The 25,514-nt window shown below is 41.4% G+C and carries 18 protein-coding genes; 11 read left to right on the top strand and 7 right to left on the bottom strand.

Features of this window, described 5'->3' with window-relative positions:
- Positions 1 to 16: 16 nt before the first annotated feature.
- The gene (locus tag RMY27_RS04405) at positions 17 to 490 is read left to right on the top strand and encodes a MarR family winged helix-turn-helix transcriptional regulator (RefSeq protein ID WP_012410989.1); all 474 of its coding nucleotides are present in this window, start codon (positions 17 to 19) and stop codon (positions 488 to 490) included.
- Entirely contained in the window at positions 456 to 1,724 is a 1,269-nt protein-coding gene (locus RMY27_RS04410; protein WP_322660767.1) for an MFS transporter, read from the top strand. Before RMY27_RS04405 ends, RMY27_RS04410 begins: the two co-directional genes overlap by 35 nt.
- Positions 1,725 to 1,941: 217 nt before the next feature.
- On the opposite strand, the gene RMY27_RS04415 is transcribed toward RMY27_RS04410, so the two are convergent.
- Both RMY27_RS04415 and recN read right to left on the bottom strand, forming a co-directional pair.
- On the bottom strand, positions 1,942 to 2,355 hold the full coding sequence (locus tag RMY27_RS04415) for a hypothetical protein (RefSeq protein ID WP_322660769.1): 414 nt from the start codon (positions 2,353 to 2,355) through the stop codon (positions 1,942 to 1,944).
- 500 nt (positions 2,356 to 2,855) lie between these two features.
- Complete coding sequence (recN, locus tag RMY27_RS04420) at positions 2,856 to 4,604, bottom strand: DNA repair protein RecN (protein WP_322660772.1); 1,749 nt, start codon at positions 4,602 to 4,604, stop codon at positions 2,856 to 2,858.
- A gap of 259 nt (positions 4,605 to 4,863) precedes the next feature.
- Here recN and RMY27_RS04425 point away from each other — a divergent pair, with 259 nt between their 5' ends.
- Complete coding sequence (locus RMY27_RS04425; RefSeq protein ID WP_322660773.1) at positions 4,864 to 6,852, top strand: AarF/ABC1/UbiB kinase family protein; 1,989 nt, start codon at positions 4,864 to 4,866, stop codon at positions 6,850 to 6,852.
- A 31-nt stretch (positions 6,853 to 6,883) separates the two neighbouring features.
- On the opposite strand, the gene cysC is transcribed toward RMY27_RS04425, so the two are convergent.
- Positions 6,884 to 7,456 carry an adenylyl-sulfate kinase gene (gene cysC, locus RMY27_RS04430; protein ID WP_322660823.1) on the bottom strand — a complete coding sequence of 191 codons (573 nt, stop codon included), beginning with the start codon at positions 7,454 to 7,456 and terminating at the stop codon, positions 6,884 to 6,886.
- Between the two features lie 658 nt (positions 7,457 to 8,114).
- On the bottom strand, positions 8,115 to 8,246 hold the full coding sequence (locus RMY27_RS04435; protein ID WP_322660775.1) for a hypothetical protein: 132 nt from the start codon (positions 8,244 to 8,246) through the stop codon (positions 8,115 to 8,117).
- A gap of 109 nt (positions 8,247 to 8,355) precedes the next feature.
- Here RMY27_RS04435 and RMY27_RS04440 point away from each other — a divergent pair, with 109 nt between their 5' ends.
- Both RMY27_RS04440 and RMY27_RS04445 read left to right on the top strand, forming a co-directional pair.
- Positions 8,356 to 9,459, top strand: coding sequence for a TIGR03032 family protein (locus RMY27_RS04440; RefSeq protein ID WP_322660776.1), 1,104 nt, complete (start codon positions 8,356 to 8,358; stop codon positions 9,457 to 9,459).
- Positions 9,460 to 9,522: 63 nt separating this feature from the next.
- Entirely contained in the window at positions 9,523 to 13,926 is a 4,404-nt protein-coding gene (locus tag RMY27_RS04445; RefSeq protein WP_322660778.1) for a beta strand repeat-containing protein, read from the top strand.
- Positions 13,927 to 14,036: 110 nt separating this feature from the next.
- On the opposite strand, the gene RMY27_RS04450 is transcribed toward RMY27_RS04445, so the two are convergent.
- Positions 14,037 to 14,471 carry a hypothetical protein gene (locus RMY27_RS04450; protein WP_322660780.1) on the bottom strand — a complete coding sequence of 145 codons (435 nt, stop codon included), beginning with the start codon at positions 14,469 to 14,471 and terminating at the stop codon, positions 14,037 to 14,039.
- Between the two features lie 166 nt (positions 14,472 to 14,637).
- Positions 14,638 to 17,622 carry a valine--tRNA ligase gene (locus RMY27_RS04455; protein ID WP_322660782.1) on the bottom strand — a complete coding sequence of 995 codons (2,985 nt, stop codon included), beginning with the start codon at positions 17,620 to 17,622 and terminating at the stop codon, positions 14,638 to 14,640.
- A 193-nt stretch (positions 17,623 to 17,815) separates the two neighbouring features.
- Here RMY27_RS04455 and RMY27_RS04460 point away from each other — a divergent pair, with 193 nt between their 5' ends.
- Genes RMY27_RS04460 through RMY27_RS04475 form a run of 4 tightly spaced genes read left to right on the top strand, consistent with a single transcriptional unit; the run spans position 17,816 to position 21,667 of the window.
- A complete protein-coding gene (locus RMY27_RS04460; protein WP_322660784.1) occupies positions 17,816 to 18,124 on the top strand; it encodes a hypothetical protein in 309 nt (102 codons plus the stop codon).
- Positions 18,087 to 19,394 carry a glutathionylspermidine synthase family protein gene (locus RMY27_RS04465; protein WP_322660786.1) on the top strand — a complete coding sequence of 436 codons (1,308 nt, stop codon included), beginning with the start codon at positions 18,087 to 18,089 and terminating at the stop codon, positions 19,392 to 19,394. The genes RMY27_RS04460 and RMY27_RS04465 overlap by 38 nt, the downstream gene beginning before the upstream one ends.
- Positions 19,395 to 19,424: 30 nt before the next feature.
- The gene (locus tag RMY27_RS04470; RefSeq protein WP_322660788.1) at positions 19,425 to 20,696 is read left to right on the top strand and encodes an MFS transporter; all 1,272 of its coding nucleotides are present in this window, start codon (positions 19,425 to 19,427) and stop codon (positions 20,694 to 20,696) included.
- A 14-nt stretch (positions 20,697 to 20,710) separates the two neighbouring features.
- Positions 20,711 to 21,667: an N-acetylglucosamine kinase gene (locus tag RMY27_RS04475; protein WP_322660790.1), complete on the top strand. Its 957-nt coding sequence runs from the start codon at positions 20,711 to 20,713 to the stop codon at positions 21,665 to 21,667.
- Between the two features lie 26 nt (positions 21,668 to 21,693).
- Here the strand turns inward: RMY27_RS04475 and RMY27_RS04480 are convergent, their stop codons facing one another.
- Positions 21,694 to 22,434, bottom strand: a complete 741-nt coding sequence (locus tag RMY27_RS04480) for a dienelactone hydrolase family protein (protein WP_322660791.1) — start codon at positions 22,432 to 22,434, stop codon at positions 21,694 to 21,696.
- 319 nt (positions 22,435 to 22,753) lie between these two features.
- On the opposite strand from RMY27_RS04480, the gene RMY27_RS04485 reads away from it, so the two are divergent.
- Positions 22,754 to 24,196 (top strand): McrB family protein, encoded by a 1,443-nt coding sequence (locus tag RMY27_RS04485; protein ID WP_322660793.1) that lies wholly within the window; start codon positions 22,754 to 22,756, stop codon positions 24,194 to 24,196.
- Positions 24,193 to 25,410: an McrC family protein gene (locus RMY27_RS04490; RefSeq protein ID WP_322660795.1), complete on the top strand. Its 1,218-nt coding sequence runs from the start codon at positions 24,193 to 24,195 to the stop codon at positions 25,408 to 25,410. Before RMY27_RS04485 ends, RMY27_RS04490 begins: the two co-directional genes overlap by 4 nt.
- The last annotated feature ends 104 nt before the right edge of the window (positions 25,411 to 25,514 follow it).

Consider the following 25,514-nt stretch of genomic DNA (forward strand, 5'->3'; position numbering starts at 1 on the left):
GGAGAACAACAAGCCCATGACCTTGGATAAACCTAATCAAGGTGCAACTTCCGAAGAATGTGCCGCTAGAGTAATGGAAACAGTTCCATTAGTGATGCGGTTTATCCGAGCGGATATGCGTGCCCATAGTGCCGCTTTTTTATCTATACCTCAGTTGCGATCGCTAGCATTTATCAACCGGAATCCTGGTGCTTCATTATCTGACTTAGCAGAGCATTTAGGTGTCACCTCTGCCACGGCATCAGCAACCATAGAACGCTTGGTACAACGGGACTTCGTGAAACGGATTGCTCATCCTCAAGAGCGGCGGCGGGTGCTGCTCAATTTAACTGAAGATGGAAAACACCATCTCAAGCAATCCCAAGATCAAACTCGCGCTCATATTACTGACTTGCTGAAAGGTCTTTCAGAAGACCAAATTTCCAACATTGAAGAAGGCTTAACTCTACTAAAAAATGTCTTCGAGAAAACAGAACTCAAAGCCCCATAACTTTGAGGTTGCACAACACGATCCCTTTGCAGCCTTTAAGTTTCGAGACTATCGGCTATTTACCATTGGACGGCTGGTGCTGTTCGTGGGGTCGCAAATGCAAACTGTAGCGATTGGCTGGGAACTCTATGAGCGGACTAACTCAGCGATCGCTTTAGGTGGTGTAGGACTGGCGCAAGTTCTACCGATGATTATTCTCACCTTAATTGCCGGAGATGTTGCCGATCGCCGCGATCGCAAACTCACGATGTTACTCTCGGTAATGCTGCTAGCTCTCTGCTCCCTAGCTTTAGCAGTACTTTCCTATACTCAAGGTGCAATTTTTCTAATTTACGCCTGCTTAGTATTTACAGGTGTTGCTAGAGCATTCCTCAAACCTGCAAGTGATGCTCTGATGTGGCAGTTGATACCTGTTAGTGCTTTTACGAATGCAGCCACCTGGAATAGTAGTAGCTTTCAGTTAGCCGCAGTTATCGGCCCAGCCTTCGGAGGATTTGGGATTGCGCTGTTAGGAAGTGCTACAGGAGTTTATGTATTAGCAGCGATCGCAGCTTTACTGTGTTTTATTTTAACGCTGGCGATCAAAGAGCAAAAAGTCATCCGCGCAACCGAGCCAATTTCATTTAAAGCACTTGCAGCTGGTGCTAAGTTTGTTTGGCAGAATCAGTTGATTTTAGCCGCGATTACATTAGATATGTTTGCTGTATTGTTAGGTGGTGCGATCGCGCTCCTGCCGATCTTTGCCAAAGATATTTTACATGTGGGGCCAGTGGAATTGGGATATCTACAAGCAGCACATTCCATCGGTGCTTTGACTATGGCTATCACCCTGGCGTATTTACCACCGTTACGCAAAGCAGGCCCAGCCTTATTATGGTCAGTGGTTGGCTTTGGGGTTGTAACAATTATCTTTGGACTTTCTCGTTCCTTTTGGCTGTCTATGTTAATGCTGATCCTTGGTGGCGCACTAGATAGTATTAGCGTTGTGATTCGCCATACATTAGTTCAAATTAGAACACCGGATCATTTGCGTGGTCGGGTTGCTGCTATTAATAGCGTGTTTATTAGTGCCTCGAATGAATTAGGCGGCTTTGAGTCCGGCTTGACTGCGGCCCTATTTGGCCCGGTAATTTCCGTTGTGGGTGGTGGAATTGGCACAATTTTAGTGGTGATTGCTACAGCTATGATTTGGCCGGGAATTCGCAAGTTAGGGGCTTTGCAGGAGTATAAATAAATTTAAAATGGAAGTATTAGATGATGGAGTTATATCCACTACTAAGTCTTCCATAGATAATAAAAACCCCACCCTATGCAAAAGCTACAAAATTATAATTGTTATCTCTTGCTAGGATGGGATTTCTGTTTAGTGAAAGTTGCATATCGCTTAATTCAGAGGTAGACAAACCCAGAGTTTTAGGATTATGTCTAACTTAAATTTACCAATTCCCACACTAAGCAGTTGGGCTACCACCAATATTTGGTATACTGCCTCCGGTTGGAATACCATACTGAGAAGGATTAAAGCTATCAGCCGTTGGAATACCATACTGAGAAGGGTTGAAGCTATCAGCCGTTGGGATGCCAGCGCTACCTAAACTAAAGCTGCCTTCTTTTGGAATACCATACTTATCAAAATCGAAGCTGTCAGCCGTTGGGATGCCATACTTAGCAGGATCAAAGCTTTCAGCCGTTGGGATGCCATACTTAGCAGAATCGAAACTGCCTTCTTTGGGAATACCATACTTATCAAAATCGAAGCTGTCAGCCGTTGGGATGCCAAAAGCGCCTCCAGATGCGAAAGGGTTGCTAGCTTGACTACCACTATTAACGGTGTTACCAAAAACAGAATTTGAATCAGATGCCATTAGAGTTAATTCTCCTATTAGGACATAAATTTTGCTTCATTAATAAATGCCAAAAAAGCACAATAAAGCTTCATCTGTAGCTTTTTTATTGTTTCTTGAATTGCTAATTTTGAGCTTTTTGGACTAAATTACAGAGTGTTTTTATGAAAAAATATTGGCAGAAAACTGTAATTTTTTCTGGTCATGTTAATGAATATAAAAAAAAATACTTATTTTTACAATGAAAAATATTTAGATGCTTATGCCAAATCTTTTGATGCTTATGTCAAATCTTTAGATAATTTTACTAATGCAATTTGCAGGGTAAGATCATGTAAATTGGTATAAATCTGACTTGACAAATGGGCATTATGAGTAAAAAGACAACAATGCTGTTTTAAAAATTTCAAGGAGCAGATTACTTCTATTGCAATCCAATTTGATTATGTGAAAAAATCTACGTAGGAGCAACGGAAACGTCTCCGGCTCCTGAATTCTGACTTCTGAATTCTTCTTCAAGTTTAATTTTTAATTTTTTGACGATGGTTAGCAGCTTGTAATAACAAAGATTCCGCAAAAGCGATCGCATCACTTGCAGATTTACCACCAGCTAACTGTGCTAGTTCTTCCCGGCGAGTATTTAAATTCTCCAAGGTAGTAACTCTGACAACAGTACGCTGTTCGGCGTTGTCATTGTTGGCTTTTTTACCTTTGCCTTGATTTATAGTTTGCTTATCTACGCGGAAATGGCGATCGGCCATTGCTGCAACTAAAGGCTGGTGGGTAACACATAATACTTGGTTGCGTTGACTTAGCTGGTGTAATTTTTCTGCGATCGCTTGGGCGACTCTTCCCGAAACCCCAACATCAATTTCATCAAATACCATTGTCCCAGCCGCATCAACCTGAGAAAAACAAGCTTTCAGCGCCAGTAAAAAACGGCTCATTTCCCCACCAGAGGCAACTTCCGTTAAAGGTTGCAGTGGTTCTCCAGGGTTGGAACTAAACATAAAAGTAATTTTATCTGCTCCCATAGCAGTTGGGAAAGCTGGTAATATTTCAACCAAAAATTTCACCTTTTCCATCGCTAGGGGCTTGAGTTCAGCTATCAAACGTGATTCTAAATTAGCAGCCGCCTTACTCCGCAGTTGAGTTAACTGATTACTTGCTTGGGTAAGTTTCTCAAAACACGCCTTTTCTTGCTGTTCTAGCTTTTCGATAGATTGTTCGCTGTCATTAAGTTGGGCTAATTCCCCTTGGATACGCTGATAATAAGCGATCGCTTCTGTAAGTGTCGGCCCATATTTGCGGCAAATTTGCTTTAATTCCTGAATTCGTTCTTCCACCTCTTCTAATCGATGCGGATCGGCTTCTAATCCATCCCCATAAGCATTAATCTGCCTTCCCACTTCCATTACCGCAGCTTGCGCGTCCCGCACCAATTCTAATAAGGGTTGCAATTGCGTATCATATTCCACCATGTCATTTAAGATTGCCTCACTGTCTCCCAATAAATCACCTGCGGCGGGAGTTTCATGATCGTTTTGATACAAAGCCTGATAAACCTTGTAACTCATTTGTTGCAAATCAACGACATGATTTAGGCGTTCCCTTTCTTGTCCCAACTGTTCCAATTCATCAGGTTCGCACAGATTGGCTGCTCCTAGTTCTTGCACTTGATAAGTGAGTAAGTCGAGTTGTTGTAAGCGTTCCCGTTCTGATGTGCGGCGTTTTTCTAGTGCTAAATTCGCCTGTTGGTAAGCACTGAAACTTGTGGCGACTTTATGACGCTGCTGCATTAGAGAATCACCGCCATATAAATCCAACCAATCGCGGACTTGGGCAGATTGTCCCACTTGTACAGTTTGACCTTGGGCGGTGATTTCCACCAAGCGATCGCGCATTCCTCCCATAATCTGCCGATTCACCAACACGCCATTCACCCGCGATCGACTGCGGATATTACTAGCAGTGGCTGTGATTTCTCGACTAATAACTACGGAATTTTCATCAAGCAAATCTATTTCTTGTTCAGTTAACCAAGCGGCTAAGGGGGCGTTTGAGGTGAAAGTCGCTTCTACCATTGCCCGACTTGTCCCCGTGCGAATGACTCGACTAGAGACTTTACCGCCCAAAGCGGCATCAATGGCATCTAAGATAATCGATTTTCCAGCGCCGGTTTCACCTGTTAACACATTTAGTCCGGCGCCAAATTCCAATTCCAGTTGGTCAATTAGGGCAAAGTTTTCTATTCGCAGGCAGAGCAACATCAAGCCAAATTCTCCATGAGGGCAGATGCCGGATACTTCCAACTTACAGGATAATAAGTCTCATCTTTGAGCAACTAGCAATATCTAATACGATTGAACTAGTATGCCCGTTTAAGTGTAACAAACCACTGGGTACTGGCGACTGGGTAGGGAAAAAAATTTTTTAATCCTAATGCCCAATGTCTAATGGCCTATGTCCAATCCATCAACATATTGTTACAATACTTAATGTGATCGTTCTGACTGGTGGCCATTCTTCATGATTGTTAAGACATTTCCCCCTAGTTCCCGACCGATTCAGGAGGACAGTAGCAACGGCACAAATAGCCGAGGCGAACTGGACGTTATTGATATAGTGCCAGAAGATGGTACATCAAGCTTAGTTGTGCGATCGCCAAGACTCTTAGCAGCCCAACAGTTAAGGACAACAGACCAACCTGAGACGCTTTACGATCCTGTGGTGATTGCGGCGCATTACCAAAACAGGCCCCTACAAGTTGTACGGCGGATTTTCGCCGTGTTGGGGCCGGCTCTATCCTTTGTTTTTGGGTTGTGGTCGGATAGTAAACGGGGAATTATCGTCAAAAATGACCGCCGTCGAGCTACTCAGCTACGAGTATTGCTGACCCAATTAGGGCCTGCTTACATCAAAATTGGACAAGCTTTATCTACCAGACCGGATCTGGTTCCTCCGGTATATCTAGAAGAATTAACTAAACTACAAGACCAATTACCGCCTTTTCCTAACGAAATTGCTTACCAGTTTATTAAAGAAGAACTAGGCGCACCTCCAGAAGAGGTTTACGCGGAACTCTCGGCCCAGCCAATTGCTGCGGCTTCATTGGGGCAAGTGTATAAGGGTAAGCTAAAAACTGGTGAAGAAGTTGCTGTTAAAGTTCAACGCCCTGACTTAAGAGAGGGAATTACCATTGACTTGTATATCTTGCGTAACCTCGCTGCTTGGGTGCAGAAAAAGGTTAAAAAGGTAAGAAGTGACTTAGTTGGGATTCTCGATGAATTAGGCGATCGCATTTTTGAAGAGATGGATTACATCCATGAGGGTGAAAATGCCGAACGATTTTTCGAGTTATACGGTCATATAAAAGACGTATATGTACCGAAAATTTACTGGGAATACACCAATCGTCGCGTCTTGACGATGGAGTGGATTAACGGCACCAAATTAACCCAAACAGAAGAAATTAGCGCCCAAGGTATAGATGCTCGTTATCTAATTGAAGTGGGTGTGCAGTGTTCCCTGCGCCAGCTGCTAGAGCATGGATTTTTCCATGCAGATCCCCACCCTGGTAATTTGTTAGCAACAACCGATGGTAAGTTAGCTTATCTCGACTTTGGGATGATGAGTGAGATTAAGCCACCCCAGCGTTATGGTTTGATTGAAGCGATCGTTCACGTCGTCAACCGCGATTTTGAAGGATTAGCAAAAGATTACGTTAAATTAGATTTCTTATCACCAGAAACCGATTTAACACCAATTATCCCAGCTTTTGCCAGAGTCTTTGCTGATGCGGAAGGAGCTAGTGTTGCCGATCTTAATATTAAAAGCATCACTGATGAACTATCGGCTTTGATGTATGAGTATCCTTTCCGTGTACCGCCTTACTACGCCTTAATTATTCGCTCCCTGGTGACACTCGAAGGTATTGCAATATATATAGATCCCAACTTTAAAGTCCTCAGCGAAGCTTATCCCTACGTTTCTAAACGCCTGTTAACAGACCCAGCGCCGCAATTAAGAGCATCATTGCAAGATTTGTTATTTAAAGATGGCAGATTTCGCTGGAATCGCTTAGAAAACTTGTTAAAAAATGCGCGTAATAGTCAAGACTACGACTTTAATTTAGTGCTGAATCAGGGGATAGAATTTCTCTCATCTGAACGGGGTGCTTTTATTCGTGACAAGCTAGTAGATGAATCTGTTAACGGACTTGATGCTTTAGGTAAAAATGTTTTGCATAACTTTACCTCCTTGTTACGAGAACGAGTAGGATTGACAGCTGTGAATAAAACTCCAGCGGCTACAGTTGAACAACAACAAACCTTGGAGCATATTAAACGTATATTAGGTATTCTCCGAGAAACAAGAGGTTTTGATCCAGTCCAGGTTGCATCCCAAATTGCCCAGTTATTGGTAAATTCTGATGTACAACGTTTAGGTCAACAAATTGCCAACCGCTTCACCCAGAAAGCTGTAGCCAGATTAATTCGGCAATTATTGGCATCTTAGTAAAAGTTATGAGTTAAAAACTTTATTTAACTCATAAACCATTAATTGTAGCAATTATATAACCCAACTCTTCTAGCTTTTTTAAGACCTTAGTTGCACTTTGAGCAACGCTTTCCTGGTTAGTTTTGCATTCGACTTCAGGACAGAGTGGTATTTCATAAGGAGCATCAATACCAGTAAAGTGCTTAATTTCCCCAGCTTTTGCTTTTTTATATAACCCTTTTACGTCTCGCTGTTCACAAACTTCTAATGATGCATTGACGTAAACTTCAATGAAATGTGGAATACTTTGGCGCACTTCTTCCCGAATTTCGCGGTATGGTGAAATGGCCGAAACCAATACAACTACATTATTTCTGGCAAGAAGTTGAGATACAAAACCAATGCGCCTAATATTCTCCACTCGATCCTCTTTACTGAAACCCAATCCTTTGCATAGGTTTTGACGTACCGCATCACCATCCAGAACTTCAACTCTGTATCCCTGTATCCGCAGTTTCTTCTCCACGAATTGGCAGATAGTAGTTTTACCTGCACCACTCAGACCAGTGAACCATACTGTTACACCATACTCTTGTTGTCTCATCCTACTTTCGTCGTACATTTTAAATGGCACACCAAAAAAGCTTTTTTAGGTAATTGTGGGTCAAATAATAATTTTATTTTTATAATCTTTTTTTAGCAGGAATTTCAGCCATTACAAGGCAACTTGTGTCAGACTTGCTACTTTTACCTCTATTGATTTCGAGTGAAAAATCGCATATTTATACGGGTTTAGGCTAAATATTTAATACAAAAGATGGCGATGTATTCCACGGACTACACTTACGCATTTTCTTAACCATAACAACGCAATTCGCCGCTATAGTAATAAAACTTGCTGATCGAGTTTTCAAATTATTGAAGTTTTAACCAATTTTTACATTCAGTATATATACAGTTTATTTTTAAATAAAATAGTCTTTATTATAACAGTAGATTACCAAATAAAATTTACCACTAGGACATTATAAAAAACCAAGTTCAAAACATCTGCAAAGTTAGATCCAGTGCAGCTTTATGGCGGCGCGACCTATTTTCTCGGGACGATTCTTTTAGGTGCTGTTTCTGGTACAGACTTGTTTATTGATAATGATGGCACGCCTAGTGGCCTGTGTCATTAATTCTGAGAGTTTCGTAGTGAGCGATTTATCAGTCAATTTCAAGAGTTTTAGCCCTGACTACAAACTTTCACAACTCATCAAAACTAATGACATCAATCACTAGTACACTTTGGCATAAATTTGTTCACCTTTAACCAGTTGCTCAGAGCAACTTGTCTGCTTAATTGAGGTGATAGCTGGATTTACGCCATGCTGTACTAGTGCTTTGTGCCAGTAATTTTCGGGGTTCATAGTTGGTAATTTACAGCTCAATTTTAAGGGCTGGAGCCACTGAGTATATTTTGTATTTAACTAAACCTAAAGTTCCTCAACAAAATTTGAAATTTAATTCAACTGATTTATGTTGTCCACTTTTCCTACTACTGCGCCAGAAGAGAATAACTTAATTCAATGTGATGCCGATCAAGGATTTATTTCCTGGCTAAGTCAAGCTGGAGGTTCAATTGCCATCACCACCTACCAAGCTGGAAAACTGGCACTAGTAGGCTGGAATGGGGAACAGATAACCATGCTGTTACGCCAATTTTCCAAACCAATGGGATTAGCAGTGAATGGTTCACGGCTAGCACTGGCTAGCCATCATGAAGTCTGTTTATTAGCCAATGCCCCCGCCTTAGCTTATGAGTTTTTAGAAGATCAGCCCGGACGCTACGATGCCCTATATTTGCCACGGATGACATATTTTACAGGCGACCTGAACATTCACGACCTGGAATTTGGCAGAGAAGGGCTATGGATTGTCAACACCCGCTTTTCGTGTCTTTCTGCTTTGAGTCCAGACTTTAGCTTTGTACCGCGCTGGCATCCCAAATTTATTTCTGAAGTAGTGCCAGAAGACCGATGCCACCTGAATGGATTAGCAATGGTGGATGGTAAACCCAAGTATGTGACTGCCCTTGGTGCGACAGATACCGTTGGAGGATGGCGCTCAGGCAAAGCCAACGGTGGAGTCGTAGTGGAAGTAGAGAGCAATGAAATTATTGTAAATGGATTATCAATGCCCCATTCCCCAATTTGGCATGACGGGTTTTTGTGGTTACTCAACTCTGGTGCAGGGGAAATATGGCGCATTCATCCAGAATCAGGAGACCAACAAGTAGTCTGTGTACTCCCTGGATTTCTACGGGGGTTGTGCTGCGTTGGGTATTACGCCCTAGTGGGACTATGCCAGATTCGGGAACGGCATATTTTCGGAGGGTTGCCCATAACTCAACGATTTGAGAAGTTGCTCTGTGGTGTGGCAGTCGTGGATTTACGAAATGGGCAGCAGGTAGGGATGCTGAAGTTCACCGCAGGCTGTCAAGAACTTTATGATGTACAGTTTCTTGCTGGTGTACAGCGTCCGATGGTTTTGAATCAGGAACGAAAAGAAATCCGCCAAGCATTTACTGCACCAGAGTTTAACTATTGGCTGCGACCGAGTGCAGTGATTCCTAATAACTAACGAATCTATCTAATCAGACCGTAATTGTTGAAATCAAATCTTTAGTTTTTTCAGAGGTTTTTCATGACTGAATTCCAAGTTAATACCACCACCATTGGCAATCAATCTAACTCCACAGTAGCTATAGATGCAGATGGTGACTTTGTTATTTCCTGGCAAAGTAATGGTCAAGACGGAACTAAGATATATGCCCAACGCTATAACACCGACGGAACACCTCAAGGGGGCGAATTTCAAGTTAATACTAGCACTAGTGGCAATCAATATAATCCCGTAATAGCGATAGATACAGATGGTGACTTTGTTATTTCCTGGCAAAGTGATAGTAAAGAGGGTACTGATATATATGCCCGACGCTACAACAATCTTGGGGTGGCTCAAGGGGGCGAATTTAAGGTTAATACCTCCACCACCAGCGACCAAGCTAATCCCATAGCAGTAGCGATGGATTCAAGTGGGGACTTTGTTATCTCTTGGATTAGTTCAGAGGAAGGGTTTAGCTATGAGATATATGCTCAACGCTACAACAATCTTGGGGTGGCTCAAGGGAATGAATTTAAGGTTAATACCTATACCAATAGCGATCAATATAACTCTACAGTCGCAATGGATGCAGATGGGGACTTTGTCATTTCCTGGCAAAGTTTTGGTCAGGATGGTTCTAGTAATGGGATATATGCCCAACGCTACAACAATCTTGGGGTGGCTCAAGGGAGCGAATTTAAGGTTAATACCTACACCAGCAACAACCAAGCTAACCCCACAGTCGCGATGGATGCAGATGGGAACTTTGTGATTTCCTGGCAAAGCGATGGTCAGGATGGTTCTATTAATGGGATATATGCCCAACGCTACAACAATCTTGGGGTGGCTCAAGGGGGCGCATTTAAGGTTAATACCTACACCACCAGCGACCAAGCTAATCCCACAGTCGCGATGGATGCAGATGGGAGCTTTATCATTTCCTGGCAAAGCTTTGGTCAGGATGGTTCTAGTAATGGAATATATGCCCAACGCTACAATAATCTTGGGGTGGCTCAAGGGGGCGAATTTAAGGTTAATACCTACACCACCAGCGACCAAAGTATCCCCACAGTTGCAATGAATGCAGGGGGAGACTTTGTCATTTCCTGGCAAAGCGATGGTCAAGACTTGTCTGACAATGGGATATATGCCCAACTAAACCCCAATAAAGGGGTTCCCCCGACAATCATTTCTGCTTCTGTCTCTGCCTTGGCATACACCGAAAACACCACTATAGCCATTGACTCAGGCATCACCGTCAGCGATCAAGACTCAGACAACTTGGCTAGTGCCACTATCAGCATTACCAGTGGTTTCGCCTCTGCTCAAGATACCCTCGCCTTCACCAACCAAAATGGGATTACGGGTAGCTACGACAGCACCACAGGTGTTTTAACCTTAACTGGCAGTTCTAGTGTTGCAAATTATCAAGCCGCACTACGTTCTATTACTTATACCAACAACAGTGATAACCCCAGTCTTACACCTCGTTCCATCAGCTTTATAGTTAATGATGGGGCTGCTGATAGTACTGCCATTACCCGCAATATTAATATTACGGCAGTAAATGATGCACCTGTTGCTACTGCCACTAACTCCGCCCTGGCATACACCGAGAACACCACTACAGTCATTGACTCAGGTATCACTGTTAGTGACTTAGACTCAGACAACCTAGCTAGTGCCACTGTCAGCATTACCAATGGTTTTGTCTCTGCTCAAGACACCCTCGCCTTCACCAACCAAAATGGGATTACGGGCAGCTACAACAGCACCACAGGTGTTTTAACCTTAACTGGCAGTTCCACTGTTGCTAACTATCAAACCGCACTACGTTCTGTTACTTATACCAACAGTAGTGATAACCCCACTACTACACCTCGTACCGTCAGCTTTGTGGTCAATGATGGGACTGATAATAGTACTGTTGTTACCCGCAATATTAATATTACGGCAGTGAACAATGCGCCCATTGCTACTACTACCAACTCTGCTCTGGCATACACCGAGAACGCTACTACAGCCATCGATTCAGGCATCACCGTTAGCGATGAAGACTCTGCTAACTTAGCTAGTGCTACTGTCAGAATTAGCAGTGGCTTTGTTTCTGCTCAAGATAGCCTCGCCTTCACCAATCAAAATGGGATTATGGGCAGCTACAACAGCACCACAGGTGTCTTAACCTTAACTGGCAGTGCCACCGTTGCTAATTATCAAACCGCACTACGTTCTATTACTTATACCAACAGCAGTGATAACCCCAGTCTTACACCTCGTACCGTCAGCTTTCTAATTAATGATGGGACTGCTAATAGTACTGCCGTTACCCGCGATATTAATATTACGGCGATGAATGATGTGCCTGTTGCTGTTAACGATAGCATCACCACAAAAAGAAACATACCCGTTATTATTAGTGCTACTACTCTGTTAAGCAATGATAAAGATGTCGATGTTAGTGATGTTTTGAGTATTACTGGCTTCACCCAACCTAGCCAAGGAAGCTTAGTTAACAACAACGACGGTACTTACACTTATACCCCTGTTCAAAACTATTATGGCTTCGATGCCTTCACTTACACAATAAGTGATGGGCATGGAGGCAATAGTACTGCTACCGTCAACTTGACTATTAATCAATACAATGTGATTAATGGTACTTTAGGTGCAGACAACCTAAATGGTACAGCCAATATTGATGTCATCTCAGGATTGCAGGGCAATGACACGCTCCAAGGACTAGGTGATAATGACACCCTTGATGGCGCCGATGGAAATGATTCCTTAGATGGTGGTGCAGGAGTTGACAGTCTCATCGGTGGTAAAGGCAATGATATTTATATCGTAGATAACCTGAACGATATTATTATTGAAGGCTTAAATGCAGGCACAGATTTAGTTAAATCTTCGGTGAGTTGGGTGTTGGGAAATAACCTGGAGAACTTGACCCTGACTGGAAGTGGGGCAATCAATGGTACTGGTAATAGCTTTAATAACATCTTGATTGGTAATACTGGCGTTAACATTTTGAGTGGAGAAAATGGCAACGATAACCTCTTTGGTGATTCCGACAATGACACCTTGTTGGGTGGTGCAGGCAATGATACCTTAGATGGCGGTTTAGGATCTGATAGTATCAATGGTGGAGTCGGCAATGATATTTATATCGTAGACAACCTGAACGATATTATTATTGAAGGCTTAAATGCAGGCACAGATTTAGTTAAATCTTCGGTGAGTTGGGTGTTGGGAAATAACCTGGAGAACTTGACCCTGACTGGAAGTGGGGTAATCAATGGTACTGGTAACAGTCTTAATAACATCTTGATTGGCAATACTGGTGCTAACATCTTGAATGGAGAAGATGGCAACGATAGCCTAATTGGTGGTTCCGGCAATGACACCTTGTTAGGCGGTGCAGGTGATGACACCTTGGATGGAGGTTTAGGATCTGATAGTCTTAATGGTGGAGCTGGCAATGACATTTACACTGTAGACAACGTAAACGACTCGATTATTGAAGGCTTAAATTCAGGCACTGATTTAATTAAGTCTTCGGTGAATTGGGTGTTGGCAGATCACCTGGAGAACTTGACCCTGACTGGAAGTGGGGTAATCAATGGTACTGGTAATAGCTTTAATAACATCCTGACGGGAAATAGTGGTGCTAACACGTTAAATGGAGTTGATGGCAACGATAGCCTCTTTGGTAGCTCAGGTAATGATACCTTGTTAGGCGGTGTAGGTGATGACTCCTTGAATGGAGGTGCAGGGACTGACAGTCTTGATGGTGGAGTCGGTAATGATATTTACACTGTAGACAACGTAAACGACTTGATTATTGAAGGCTTAGATGCAGGCACAGATTTAGTCAATTCTTCGGTGAATTGGGTGTTGGTAAATAACCTAGAGAATTTGACTCTGACTGGAACCGGAGCAATCAATGGTACTGGTAATAGCCTTAATAACATCCTGATGGGAAATAATGCTGCTAACACGTTAACAGGAGGAGATGGCAATGACAGCCTCTTTGGTAACTCAGGCAATGACACCTTGTTCGGTAGTGCAGGTAACGATCTAATCGCTGGTGGAGTTGGTCGAGATGTATTGACTGGTGAAACTGGGCAAGATAGCTTCAACCTAACTGGTACCCGTATTGGAGGGTATGATACGATCGCTGATTTTACTCTTGGAGAGGATACTATCTTGATTTCCAAGGCTGAATTCGGACTGGTTCAATCTCAAAATACTACGCTTGATGCAGGCTTATTTCGACTTGGTACCACTGCGATCGCAGCGAGCGACCGCTTTATGTACGATAAAACTACGGGTAATCTTTTCTTTGACGCGGATGGAACTGGTAATGCTGCACAAGTTATTCAAATTGCCCAGTTCTCCAATCAGGTGGCGCTTAGTAGTGCAAATATTACTATCATTGCCTAACGCAAGCTAACTATAACAAGCATTGAGAAATTACCCAGTAAGAGACAGATCAACTCTTGCTGGGTAATCTGTCATAAATACACATTTGAGTGCAACATAACTGCAAACTTTTAACTTTCCTCTTGGGAATAACCATTTTTCTCGCGTTTGAGGCTTTCTTCTAAAGCTTGAATTTGTTCGCGTCTGGCTTCTAACTCTAAAGAACGCCTTGCTAAGTCTTGATTTTGCAACGTCAGGGATTGTCGCCAATGTTCTGCTCGCTCGGCTTCGTGCTGCAAAAATTCTGGGGTAATGCCGATGGTGAGGTAGTTTTGTACCAGATGGAGTACCCAGTTGGCAGCGTCTTCTATTCTTTCAATATCGCCTGTAGGAGAAAGTTCGACTAGAACAAGCAAGTTCTCACTCATGATCTTTCCCTTGCCTAGCAGAATGAAAGCTTCTTCGGGAATTATCGCCCACAAGTTATCAGCTTCTTGACGCGCCAATAAGCGTAACTGGTGCTGGTCTAAAAAATCGTTTTTACGCACCTGGGCTAGATATAGCATGAGGGTCGCTTCGCTCCAATTAAAAATTAAAAATTAAAAATTAAAAAAGTTTAATAAAATAATAAGTCCCAGAATTGAGATTTGGATCTTGTTAATTGGTAATGGGTAATTGGGAATTAATAATCCCATTACCCATTACAGTTATCCTAAGCCACGCAGGCGATCGCTACGACAACCCCTTGAGGCGATCGCGCAAAATTTCAGCTTGCTTCTGTGCTTCTGCTAAGGCATCACGCGCTCCCTGTACCACATCAGCTCTAGCTCTATCTACGAAACTAGGATTGTTTAATCTGGTACTCAAGGATTGAACTTCTGCTTCAGCTTTACTCAAGCTTTTTTCTAGCTTGGCACGCACAGCTTCAATATCTACCACACCGCTTAGAGGAATTAGCACCTGTATTGTACCAATTACACCTGCGATCGCATTTTCTGGTTCTTGTGGTTGTTCTAATTCTTTCTGCGGAAAAAACTGTCTCCATAACTTATGTCTTGCTTGAGCAGTAAGTAAATTTTGGCTAATAAACCACGCTGTGTAAGCAAAACCAATTAGTTCAAAGAAAGTTCCGACGATGGGAATGTCATCAATGGCATTTCCCGCAGCTAAACCCAATCTACCAAAGACAATAGCCACGATAATTAAGCCAATTGTCTTCAAACCCCTTTGAGGTTTTTTCGCAGCAACAGTTTGGTTTTCTTGCTTGTCAGTAATAGTTAAAGTCTCAACCTTCGCCAAATCTTTAATATAAGACTGTCCAGCAGTGAGAACTTCTCGCTCTTTCTGGCTTTCAGTTTGCAAATTCGCTGTCACTTTTACCCCTGGCTTAATATCCGCCTCAGCTCGCAAATTCCGAATTGTGCGGATAGTAGCAATCAGCAATTCAAACTGTTCTTCTAATGCTGAATCAATTAAATTTGCATCTACCTGGGGATAGATTTGTAATGGCAAAGTTTGCGGTGAATCTGCTGATTGTTGGGTGAGAGTTTGCCAAATTTCTTCGGTAATATGAGGCATAAAGGGATGAAGCAGTTTCATAATCCCTTCTAGTATGTAGCCGAGGGTTTGCTGTGCTACCCGCCGCGATACTGGATCGGCATCTGCTTGCAATCTAGATTTCACTAGTTCAATATATTGATCGCAGAAATCACCCCAGATAAATTCGTAGAGTCCTTTTGCTGCTTCCCCTAAACCGTAATTATCGATGTAATTCGTGGTTTGTTTGATAACTTGATGATACCGCGAGATGATCCAGCGATCGCTCAATTCGGTAGCTACCGGGTTCCCCAATTGTTGCGGCGTTTGTCCATCCAAATTCATCATCACAAACCGGGCAGCATTCCACAACTTATTTGCAAAGTTGCGGGATGCCTCTACAGATGCTGATTCATCCTTTTTGCGATCGTATTCCAAGCGGATATCTTGACCAGCGCCAGCCACTTCCCTAATTAGGGTATACCGCAGAGCATCAGTACCATATTTGTCAATTAATAACAACGGGTCAATGCCATTACCTTTGCTCTTAGACATCTTCTGGCCTTTTTCATCCAGCACCAAGCCGTGAATGTAAACTGTTTGGAAAGGCATTTGCTGCGTAAAATGCCCAGCCATCATAGTCATTCTGGCTACCCAGAAAAAGATGATATCAAAGCCTGTTACCAAAGTGGTAGTCGGGTAATAAGTTGCTAAATCCTGAGTTTGTTCTGGCCAGCCTAAAGTCGAAAATGGCCAGAGTCCAGCAGAAAACCAAGTATCCAGCACATCTGGGTCTTGTTCTAACTTGACATTTTCGCCAAATTGTGATTTGGCTTTTTCCCAAGCTTCGGTTTCCGACTTTGCCACGACAAAGGGCGTATTATCAGTAATTTGTCCATCTGTTTCACTGATAGCGTACCAAGCCGGAATTTGGTGTCCCCACCATAATTGGCGAGAGATACACCAATCAGTGAGTTTTACTAGCCAATCACGATAGACCTTTGTCCAGCGTTGGGGGACAAACTCTGGAGAAGTTTGCTGGTCGAGGAATTCGAGAGTGTTGTCAGCTAAAGGGCGAATTTTGACGAACCACTGAGTTGAGAGGAGGGGTTCAATAGGTACTTTACCGCGATCGCTGTAAGGAACGGTATGTTTATAATCTTCTATCTTTACCAAAAAGCCATCTGCTTCTAGGCGAGAAACCACATTTTTTCTAGCAACAAAGCGGTCTTGTCCTTGAAACTCCCCAGCATTAGCGTTGAGAGTGCCGTCTTTGTTCATAATGTTGATTAACGGCAGATTGTGACGCTTACCCATGTCAAAATCATTTAGGTCATGGGCAGGAGTTATTTTCACGCAACCTGTACCGAAAGTGGGGTCAACATATTCATCGCCAATGATCGGAATTTCTCGTTGTAGAATTGGCAGAGTTACAGTTTTGCCAATGAGATGTTTGTAGCGATCGTCATTGGGATTAACTGCTACAGCCGTATCACCCAGCATCGTTTCTGGTCGAGTTGTCGCCACCTCTACAAAACCGGAACCATCGGTGAGGGGATAGCGGAAGTGCCAGAGATTTCCATTCACCTCTTGATTTTCTACTTCCACATCAGACACAGCCGACTGAGAAGCAGGACACCAGTTAACTAAATATTCACCACGATAAATTAAGCCTTCCTCGTAAAGGCGAGTAAATGCCTCCACAACAGCCTTAGATAAACCCTCATCCAGGGTAAACCTTTCCCGTGACCAGTCCACCGAGACACCTAAGCGTCGTAGCTGATTCAGAATTGTTCCCTCGGACTCCGCTTTCCATTGCCAAGCGCGTTCTAGGAATTTTTCGCGCCCCAATTCGTAGCGAGTCTTACCCTCTTTTTTGAGTTGCTTTTCCAGCATAATATGCACAATGATGCTGGCGTGGTCAGTTCCGGGTAGCCATAGGGTATTGCGTCCCTGCATCCGGTGGTAGCGCACGAGGGTATCAATCAACGCACTTTCAAAAGCGTGACCCATGTGCAAACTGCCAGTGACATTCGGCGGTGGAATGACGATGCAGTAGGGTTCGCCGCCTTTGTTGGGGTCAGCTTTGTAAACTTGGTTGTCTTCCCAGAATTTTTGCCACTTGGCTTCGGTGGAAAAGGGGTCGTAGAGACTGGGGAGATTGGGAATAGTTGCGGTCATGCTGGGCAAACTAACTATGGAAGGACTCTAATAAATTTTGCCACAGGGTTGGAGAGGGTTTGTTTAGCAATTCTCTAAATCGTGGATATACCCTTAAAAAATCTATCTGGAAATGCGAAATCTATTTTTGACCCTTGTAGTTATCTTGCATAAATTCCGTAACTGACATCTGTATATTCATCCAGAAAGACTCATGAAATTGAAACCAGGTTTATTTCAACTAATAGTGTTCGTTATGACTGTATCGCTACTTGCTTCTTGTGCGACAACCCCAGAAGCAAGACAGTCAGATTGCATTTCCACAACGTCGCCGAACGCTAAACAACAACCCAATAACTGTTCACCCTCATCTAATGGTAGCGGCACAAGTGGTTACTCTGGTGGGAGTAGCATTAGAAGATCCGGTTCTGGTGATTCATCGGAGGTCGGGACATCCAATGGTTCTGCCAAGGGACGTAGTGGTTTTGGTAGTTTCGGTCGCGGTGGTCATGCGGGTGGATAAGAGAGTTATGAATATTTTCAACAGTCCTCAACGAAAGCGTCTATTTCAGTCAATGAAAATGGGTTGGTACAACTTTGCTCCTATTGAAGAAGGAACAGGTATACCTCTGACTGACCAAGAAACACCTTACGCTCTTTATTATTGCCATAAAGTTTTACCGCAGACGATACAAGAAATTCAGCAAGCATCGGAATCAGTCGGTAGTGTTTTAACGCAAGTGTGGCAAATTATCCGCACTCTTGATGAGGATACACTACTTTACTATGGATTTCCGGAAGCTACTATCAAGTTAGTTAAATATGACTTCCTCGCACCATTTTGTATGCGTCTTGACTGGTGCTGGAATCAAGAAACGGGGATAAAAAAGGTAGTAGAAACTAATCCCCAAACTCCTAGTTTTTGGTTTGAGTGTACGGACGGCAATAATAAGGTCGCCAGACATTTTGGATTGCAACAACCAGATTTAGATGCTCAAAAAATCTTAAAAATAACACTTAATCAACATGTAAATAGAGCCGCATTAAATTTGGGTAAACCAATTACAGACTGTCGCGTAGCATTTACAGCTTTGAATAATGCCGAAGATTTAGGTACTATGCGATGGCTAAGAAATCACTTGGAGTCCAAAAGTACGATTTTACCCTTAGAATATCTTGGCATCAAAGATGGTGAGTATCTATTTGACCAGAGAACAAAAAAACCAATAGATATACTTTTTATGTGGTATCCAGTGGAATGGCTAATCCATGATACTGATGAAAAAGGTGAAAGATTATGGCCGGCTCTAGAGCAATTAATTTTTGAGAATAAAATTGTGATTGTAAACTTTGGTTCTGCCTTTGCACTGCAACCAAAAAGTATATTTGCCCTAATTAAAGATTTGGGATATGACTTTTTTTCTGGCAAAGATGCTGGAACAGTCTGGGAATATTTTCCGAAAACATCACTGAGTGCAACAGCAATAGGTAATTCATACTTTGCCAAACCTATTTTAGGAAGAGAAGGTGAAGGAGGATTTGCAGTTAATTCAGGAAATATCTCTGTGCGTAGTAGTAATAATGACCCTTGGTATACACAACAGAATTATGTCTATCAAGAGTTATTAGAATTTCCTAAATTAGAAATTGATGGCAAGCCAATGACTCAAGTTTGGGGAGCTTGGCTATATAACAATGGTAATGACAAATTTATATCTGGAGGTGTAGGAATGCGCCTTTCTGAAGGGGAGATTACAGATAACTTATCCTATTGGTGTCCTATTGGATGCTAATTTTAATAACACCGATAATTAGAGGCAAACATGACACCTCAAACCACCACCCCTTCGCCCTGGACATACATACCCACTCTCTACTTTGCCTCTGGCATACCTTACATCATTATCAATACAGTTTCCGTAATCTTTTACAAAAAACTCGGAATAGATAATACTCAAATTACTTTGTGGACAAGTTTTCTCTATCTACCTTGGGTCATCAAAATGTTTTGGGGCCCAATTGTCGATATTTATTCTACCAAACGTCAATGGATACTTTATACCCAATTTGCCATGTTGGCTTGTTTGGGTTTGATAGCCTTCTCCTTGCAGCTGCAAAATTTCTTTTTTATCTCCCTTGCGACATTAACAATAGGAGCATTTATTTCTGCGACTTATGACATTGCCACAGATGGCTTTTATCTATTGGCTTTATCTCCAGAACAACAAGCCTTCTTTGTTGGCATTCGCTCACTATTTTATAGAATGGCTGTCATTTTTGGCTCTGGAATATTAGTAGTCTTAGCAGGTCAGCTTGAAGTTTCTCTGAACAACATTCCTTTAAGCTGGACTATAACTATTGGTTTCTCAGCTTTAATCTTATCAATCCTGTTTATTTTCCATCGTCTAATTTTACCTTTACCTGAATCAGATAACAAACGACAAATACAAGCTAGGGAAAATATACCTTTTTGGTCAATTATTAGCTCATATTTTGCTCAAGATAAAATTATAAATATTTTAGCATTTATCTTGCTTTACAGACTTGGTGAAGCAATGCTTGTGAAGATAGCCTCTTTATTTTTATTAGACAAATCAGAAGTAGGAGGCTTAGGGTTATCAACATCAGATGTAGGGCTAGTCTACGGGACATTTGGGGTAATATCCCTAATCTGTGGAGGAATTTTAGGAGGCTTGCTAATTTCTATATATGGATTAAAAAAATGTTTATTTCCTATGGCTTTAGCATTGAATTTACCTAATATTTTTTATGTGTATATGGCTTACACTAAGCCTTCACTAACATTAGTATATCCCTTGGTTTCCTTGGAGCAATTTGGCTATGGTTTTGGATTTACAGCTTTTAGTGTTTATTTAATGTATATTTGCCAAGGTGAATATAAAACTTCTCATTTTGCCATATCTACCGGCTTTATGGCTTTAGGAATGATGTTACCGGGATTAGTTAGTGGTTATTTGCAAAAAGCACTTGGCTATCCATTATTTTTTGTCTTGATTTGTTTGCTGACCATTCCTGGAATGATTGCTCTCTTTTTTATTCCTTTAAAAGAAGAACCGAAGTGCCAAAATAATTAACATTATTAAAGTTCATGAGTTATGTTTTGGGAATAGATGGCGGCGGTAGCAAGACTGTTTGTGTCTTGATGGATGATTTGTGTCAAGTGCTAGGCCGTGGTGAAGCAGGCCCATCTAACTATCAGAGTATAGGTATCGAAGCCACTCTACAATCTATTCAATCTGCAATTAAAAATGCAGTTGAGACAGCAATAATTACAAATACTCTAAAGATGGACGCGATATGTTTGGGTTTAGCGGGTGTAGGTCGTGTAGCAGATATCGAAGTAGTAAAAGGTTTAGTTAAAGAGTTACAGCATAAAAAATTGCCTATTACTTGGGCGTTACAGCCAGCGAATATTGTAATTTGTAACGATGCTTTGATTGCTTTAGTTGGTGGAATTGGTCAGCCTGTAGGAATTGTGGTTGCAGTCGGTACTGGTTCGATAGTTTTCGGCCGAAATTATGAAGGACATACTAAGCGAGTCGGCGGCTGGGGGTATATTTTAGGTGATGAAGGTAGCGCCTATAAAATTGCGATCGCAGCTATGAACGCAGCATTAAAATCTTATGATGGACGGGAAACGTCAACGAGTTTGATAGAGGGTTTCAAACAGCATCTTGATTTGGAAAGTATAGAAGATTTAATAGAAGTAGTATATCGCCGAAAATGGGGAGTTAAACAGATAGCTGCTTTAGCACCAGTTGTAGATTTTGCAGCCGCATCAGGTGATATATTAGCCAATATCATAATTGATGATGCTGTAAAAGAGTTAGTAAAAGCTACATCTACAGTAATTGATGCAATTTTTACTGCCGACTCAGTTTTAGAAATAGTCACAACGGGAAGTGTATGGCGCGGTAGATGCAATATCCATGAAAGATTTGCAGCATCTCTTGTTAAGAAATTTCCTAATGTAAAGGTGATATTTCCGAGATATGAACCTGCTTATGGTGCTGGTTTGTTAGCGTTGCAAACAACTCAAAATTGACGCGAATAAAGCAATAATATAAGTTTTCACTCTGCGAATATGCGCCCCAAAAAAGCTATTATTTCTGACCAAGCTGCGGTGCTAGCACTAGAATCATAACGATAACCGTCGTCGCGCATAAAAGTATGTTCTGCTTCATACAAGAAAACTTGATGAGGTATGTTAGCGTTCTCAATTGCTTTTATTATGATTTGGCGATCGCTCTCTGGTATATGAGGATCGAGAGTACCAAACACCATTAGCATCTCGCCTTTGATTTCACTTACTCTCTGGATTGTATCAGCTACCTCTTTACCCAGTTTACCACTGGGAATACCAGTAGGGTAACAGCAGACACAAGCCCGAATTTCGCTTTGAAATGCTGCGCGGAAAGCTAAATGTCCACCAATACAAAAGCCGAGAGTGCCTATTTGATTTGGAGAAACCGCACTCTCTGTTTTCAGAAATTCAATCACAGCAAGACAATCAGCATCATAATCAGCTACCGAGGTTCGACGCGCATCGTCATTACCCCGCATCCTTCCCAGATCGTCTGGCTCAATTACTAAACCAACTGGCTCTATTCGGTGAAAAATTTCTGGGGCTGCTACTACATAGCCGTATCCTGCTAAGTAGTTAGCAAGACGAATCATTGCATCACCTAACTGATAAATATCACTATAGAAGACAATACCAGGGTATTTTCCTGCTGCTTTGGGAGCCGCTACATAAACACGCATTAAGCTGCCATCTACTCTTAACTCAACATTGCGCTTAGTGATTTGCACTTTTTGTCTCCGTGTTACGCTTGCTGTCATTAGCTTCTACACTGTAGCGTCGCAGCATCCGGTTACTTTCAACCCACAATTTGGCGTTCTTTTACCAGTGAAAGTTTGTTGATGTTGCATAGGTTAGCAGTGGAAGAGGGAATTTGAGCGTGCTGCCCGTCTACGCATTTTTCACTAACCGCAGATGTGCAAATAAAACAGAGATTAGGCTAAAAATTACTATATTTCAACACTACCTACTTAGTGGACAAGTCAGCTACACTGAAAGTATAAGTGATTTAAATAACCGTAATCTTATTACATTATACAGTTATACAGTATGAATATCGGTGAAAAACCAAATAGAAATTTTTCCGAATTTACTTTTGATTTGATAGAACGATGCTATGTAGAATACAGTGGCTTTTTTGATGCTATTTGTGAATCTAATGATTATGATAACTTTCTCAAGTATGTAGAAGAACCCTTCACTCAGTTATGTCAAGAAATCTCTACAAAATTGCCAGTATGTCTTGCATTTAAACCACTAAATAATAGTTCATTAGTGAAGAATACCTCTATGGTAGAAAAACTCATCATTGATCCAGATCATGTTGAAGATTATGAATTCTGCTTACAGGCTGATTTTAGCGAAATTAAGCTACTATATCTCCAAATTACACAATGGGGTATTAAAGGGAGTGTTCGTGAGGAAATATATGGAAATTTACTATATGAAGTTGCTCAAAAAAAACCTAAAGCTATGATGGAACTTATTTCATATAAACCATCGATTTTTTACCCAGATAAATATGTACTTATTGAGAAATCAGACATCTTATATTATTTAGGATTTAAGGGTTTAGTGTATGAAATTGCAGAATGGTTTAAACAGTATCTTCCTTTACTTATACTTGCAAGCGTTAATGATCCAATACCAGTTATTCACCAATATCTAAGTGAGCCAAAAGAACCAAATTTTGACTCTTGGAATGAAAAAACTGGTTTGGACGAAATAGAACTCGAACGTTGGTTACGCACAATCAATCGTAAAGGACAAGCAATTATATGCGGTTCGCCTGGAACAGGAAAAACGTTTTTAGCTGAAAAAATTGCCGAATATTTAATCGGTGATTATGGTTTTTCAGAGATTGTACAATTTCATCCGGCATACTCTTATGAAGACTTCATTCAAGGTATTCGTCCACAAAGTCAAGATGGAAAATTAACATATCCAGTAGTTCCAGGGCGCTTTTTAGAATTTTGCAAAAAGGCAGAGTCTTATCAAGATACTTGTGTTTTAATCATTGATGAAATAAACCGTGCTAATCTCGCACAAGTTTTTGGTGAATTGATGTACTTACTTGAGTACCGAGATAGAGAAATTCCACTAGCTGGCGGTAACAGGTTTCGTATCCCAAAAAATGTCCGCATTATTGGGACAATGAATACAGCAGATAGGTCTATTGCCAATATAGATCATGCGCTACGCCGTCGTTTTGCATTTATTGAACTTCGCCCAAATTATGATGTCCTGCGACGTTATCACCTAAAAACAGGTTTTGCAGTAGAGGGAATAATTAATATTTTAGAGCAATTAAATCAGGCGATCGCAGATAAAAATTACGAAATTGGTATTTCATTTTTCCTAACAGATAAATTAAAGGAAGATATAGAAGATATATGGCGTATGGAAATTGAGCCATATTTAGAAGAGTACTTTTTTAACCAGCTAGGAAAAGTAGATGAGTTTCGCTGGGATAAAATCAAGAATAAACTATGAATATAAACCTAGTACAACCAAGAATTATTGAACTTACAGAATACGAAAATAAATTATTTCAGCGTGATGAAATACCCGATTCAGCCGGAGTCGAGTTATATGAAAAATACAAAATACAACTAGATATAGAATTTCCTACCTATACAACGAGACAACATTGGAAACTCAAAGCTAAAGGATGGGTAGGTTACATTCCTGTAACTCCTGAATTGCATCTAAAAATAAATCCGAAAGTGCCTATCCAAAACCTCTTCGGAATGCTGGAATATGCCTACAATTTAACAGGGTTTCGCTTTCTCGAAGGGCTGATGGATTGTGAATCTCTAGAGAATTTTTATAATAATCTGGCTCATATCTTAGCCGATAAAGTTTTAGAGCGATGCCGCAAAGGATTATATCGTACTTATTTGCCTAAAACACAGCAGCTTTCTTATGTGCGGGGAAGGCTAGATGTGCAACAGATAATTCAAAAGCCGTGGAATGTTAAACTTAAATGCAGTTACGAAGAACATACGGCTGATATTAAAGAAAATCAAATACTGGCATGGACACTTTATATCATTGGTCGTAGCAGTTTATGTTCAGAAAGAGTATCACCAAAAATACGAAAAGCTTATCATGCTCTACAAGGATTAGTAATGCTGCAACCTTGTAGCGCAGAAGATTGTATTGCCAGACAGTATAATCGCCTCAATGAAGACTATCGACTATTACATAATTTATGCCGATTTTTTTTAGAAAATAGTAGTCCTAGTCATGAGAGGGGAAATTACAAAACCCTACCCTTTCTCGTCGATATGGCACATTTATATGAACTTTTTGTTGCAGAATGGCTTAAGAAAAACACACCGCAAGGCTATTTTTTCAAACAGCAACATCCAATAGAAATTAGTCAAAATCGGCACTTCAATATAGATATATTACTGTGTGATGGTACTACTGGTAAAACAATAGCAGTTTTGGATACAAAGTATAAAGCCCCTGAACTGGCAGGATATACAGATATTCATCAAATGATCAGCTACGCCAACACAACAAAATGCAAGCAAGCCTTTTTGATATACCCCAAAGACTTGACACAGCTACTAGATGTTAAAAGCGATCAAATCCGAGTCCGCAGCCTCACCTTTTCCCTAGATGATAATCTCGATCGCGCAGGTCAAACTTTCTTAAAAAACCTTTTTCTCCTAATCCCTCAGAACTCACACCGATAATTAATAAAGGGGACAGATGACATTCGCTTGCTGCGAAGCACCCATCCCCGAATAGCTGCCCAGATCATGAACCTGGAATCTATAGTCCGGTATCTAATAATCAC

Origin of the sequence: Nostoc sp. DedQUE09 (genome assembly GCF_034530915.1) — a bacterium.
Taxonomy (GTDB): domain Bacteria; phylum Cyanobacteriota; class Cyanobacteriia; order Cyanobacteriales; family Nostocaceae; genus Nostoc.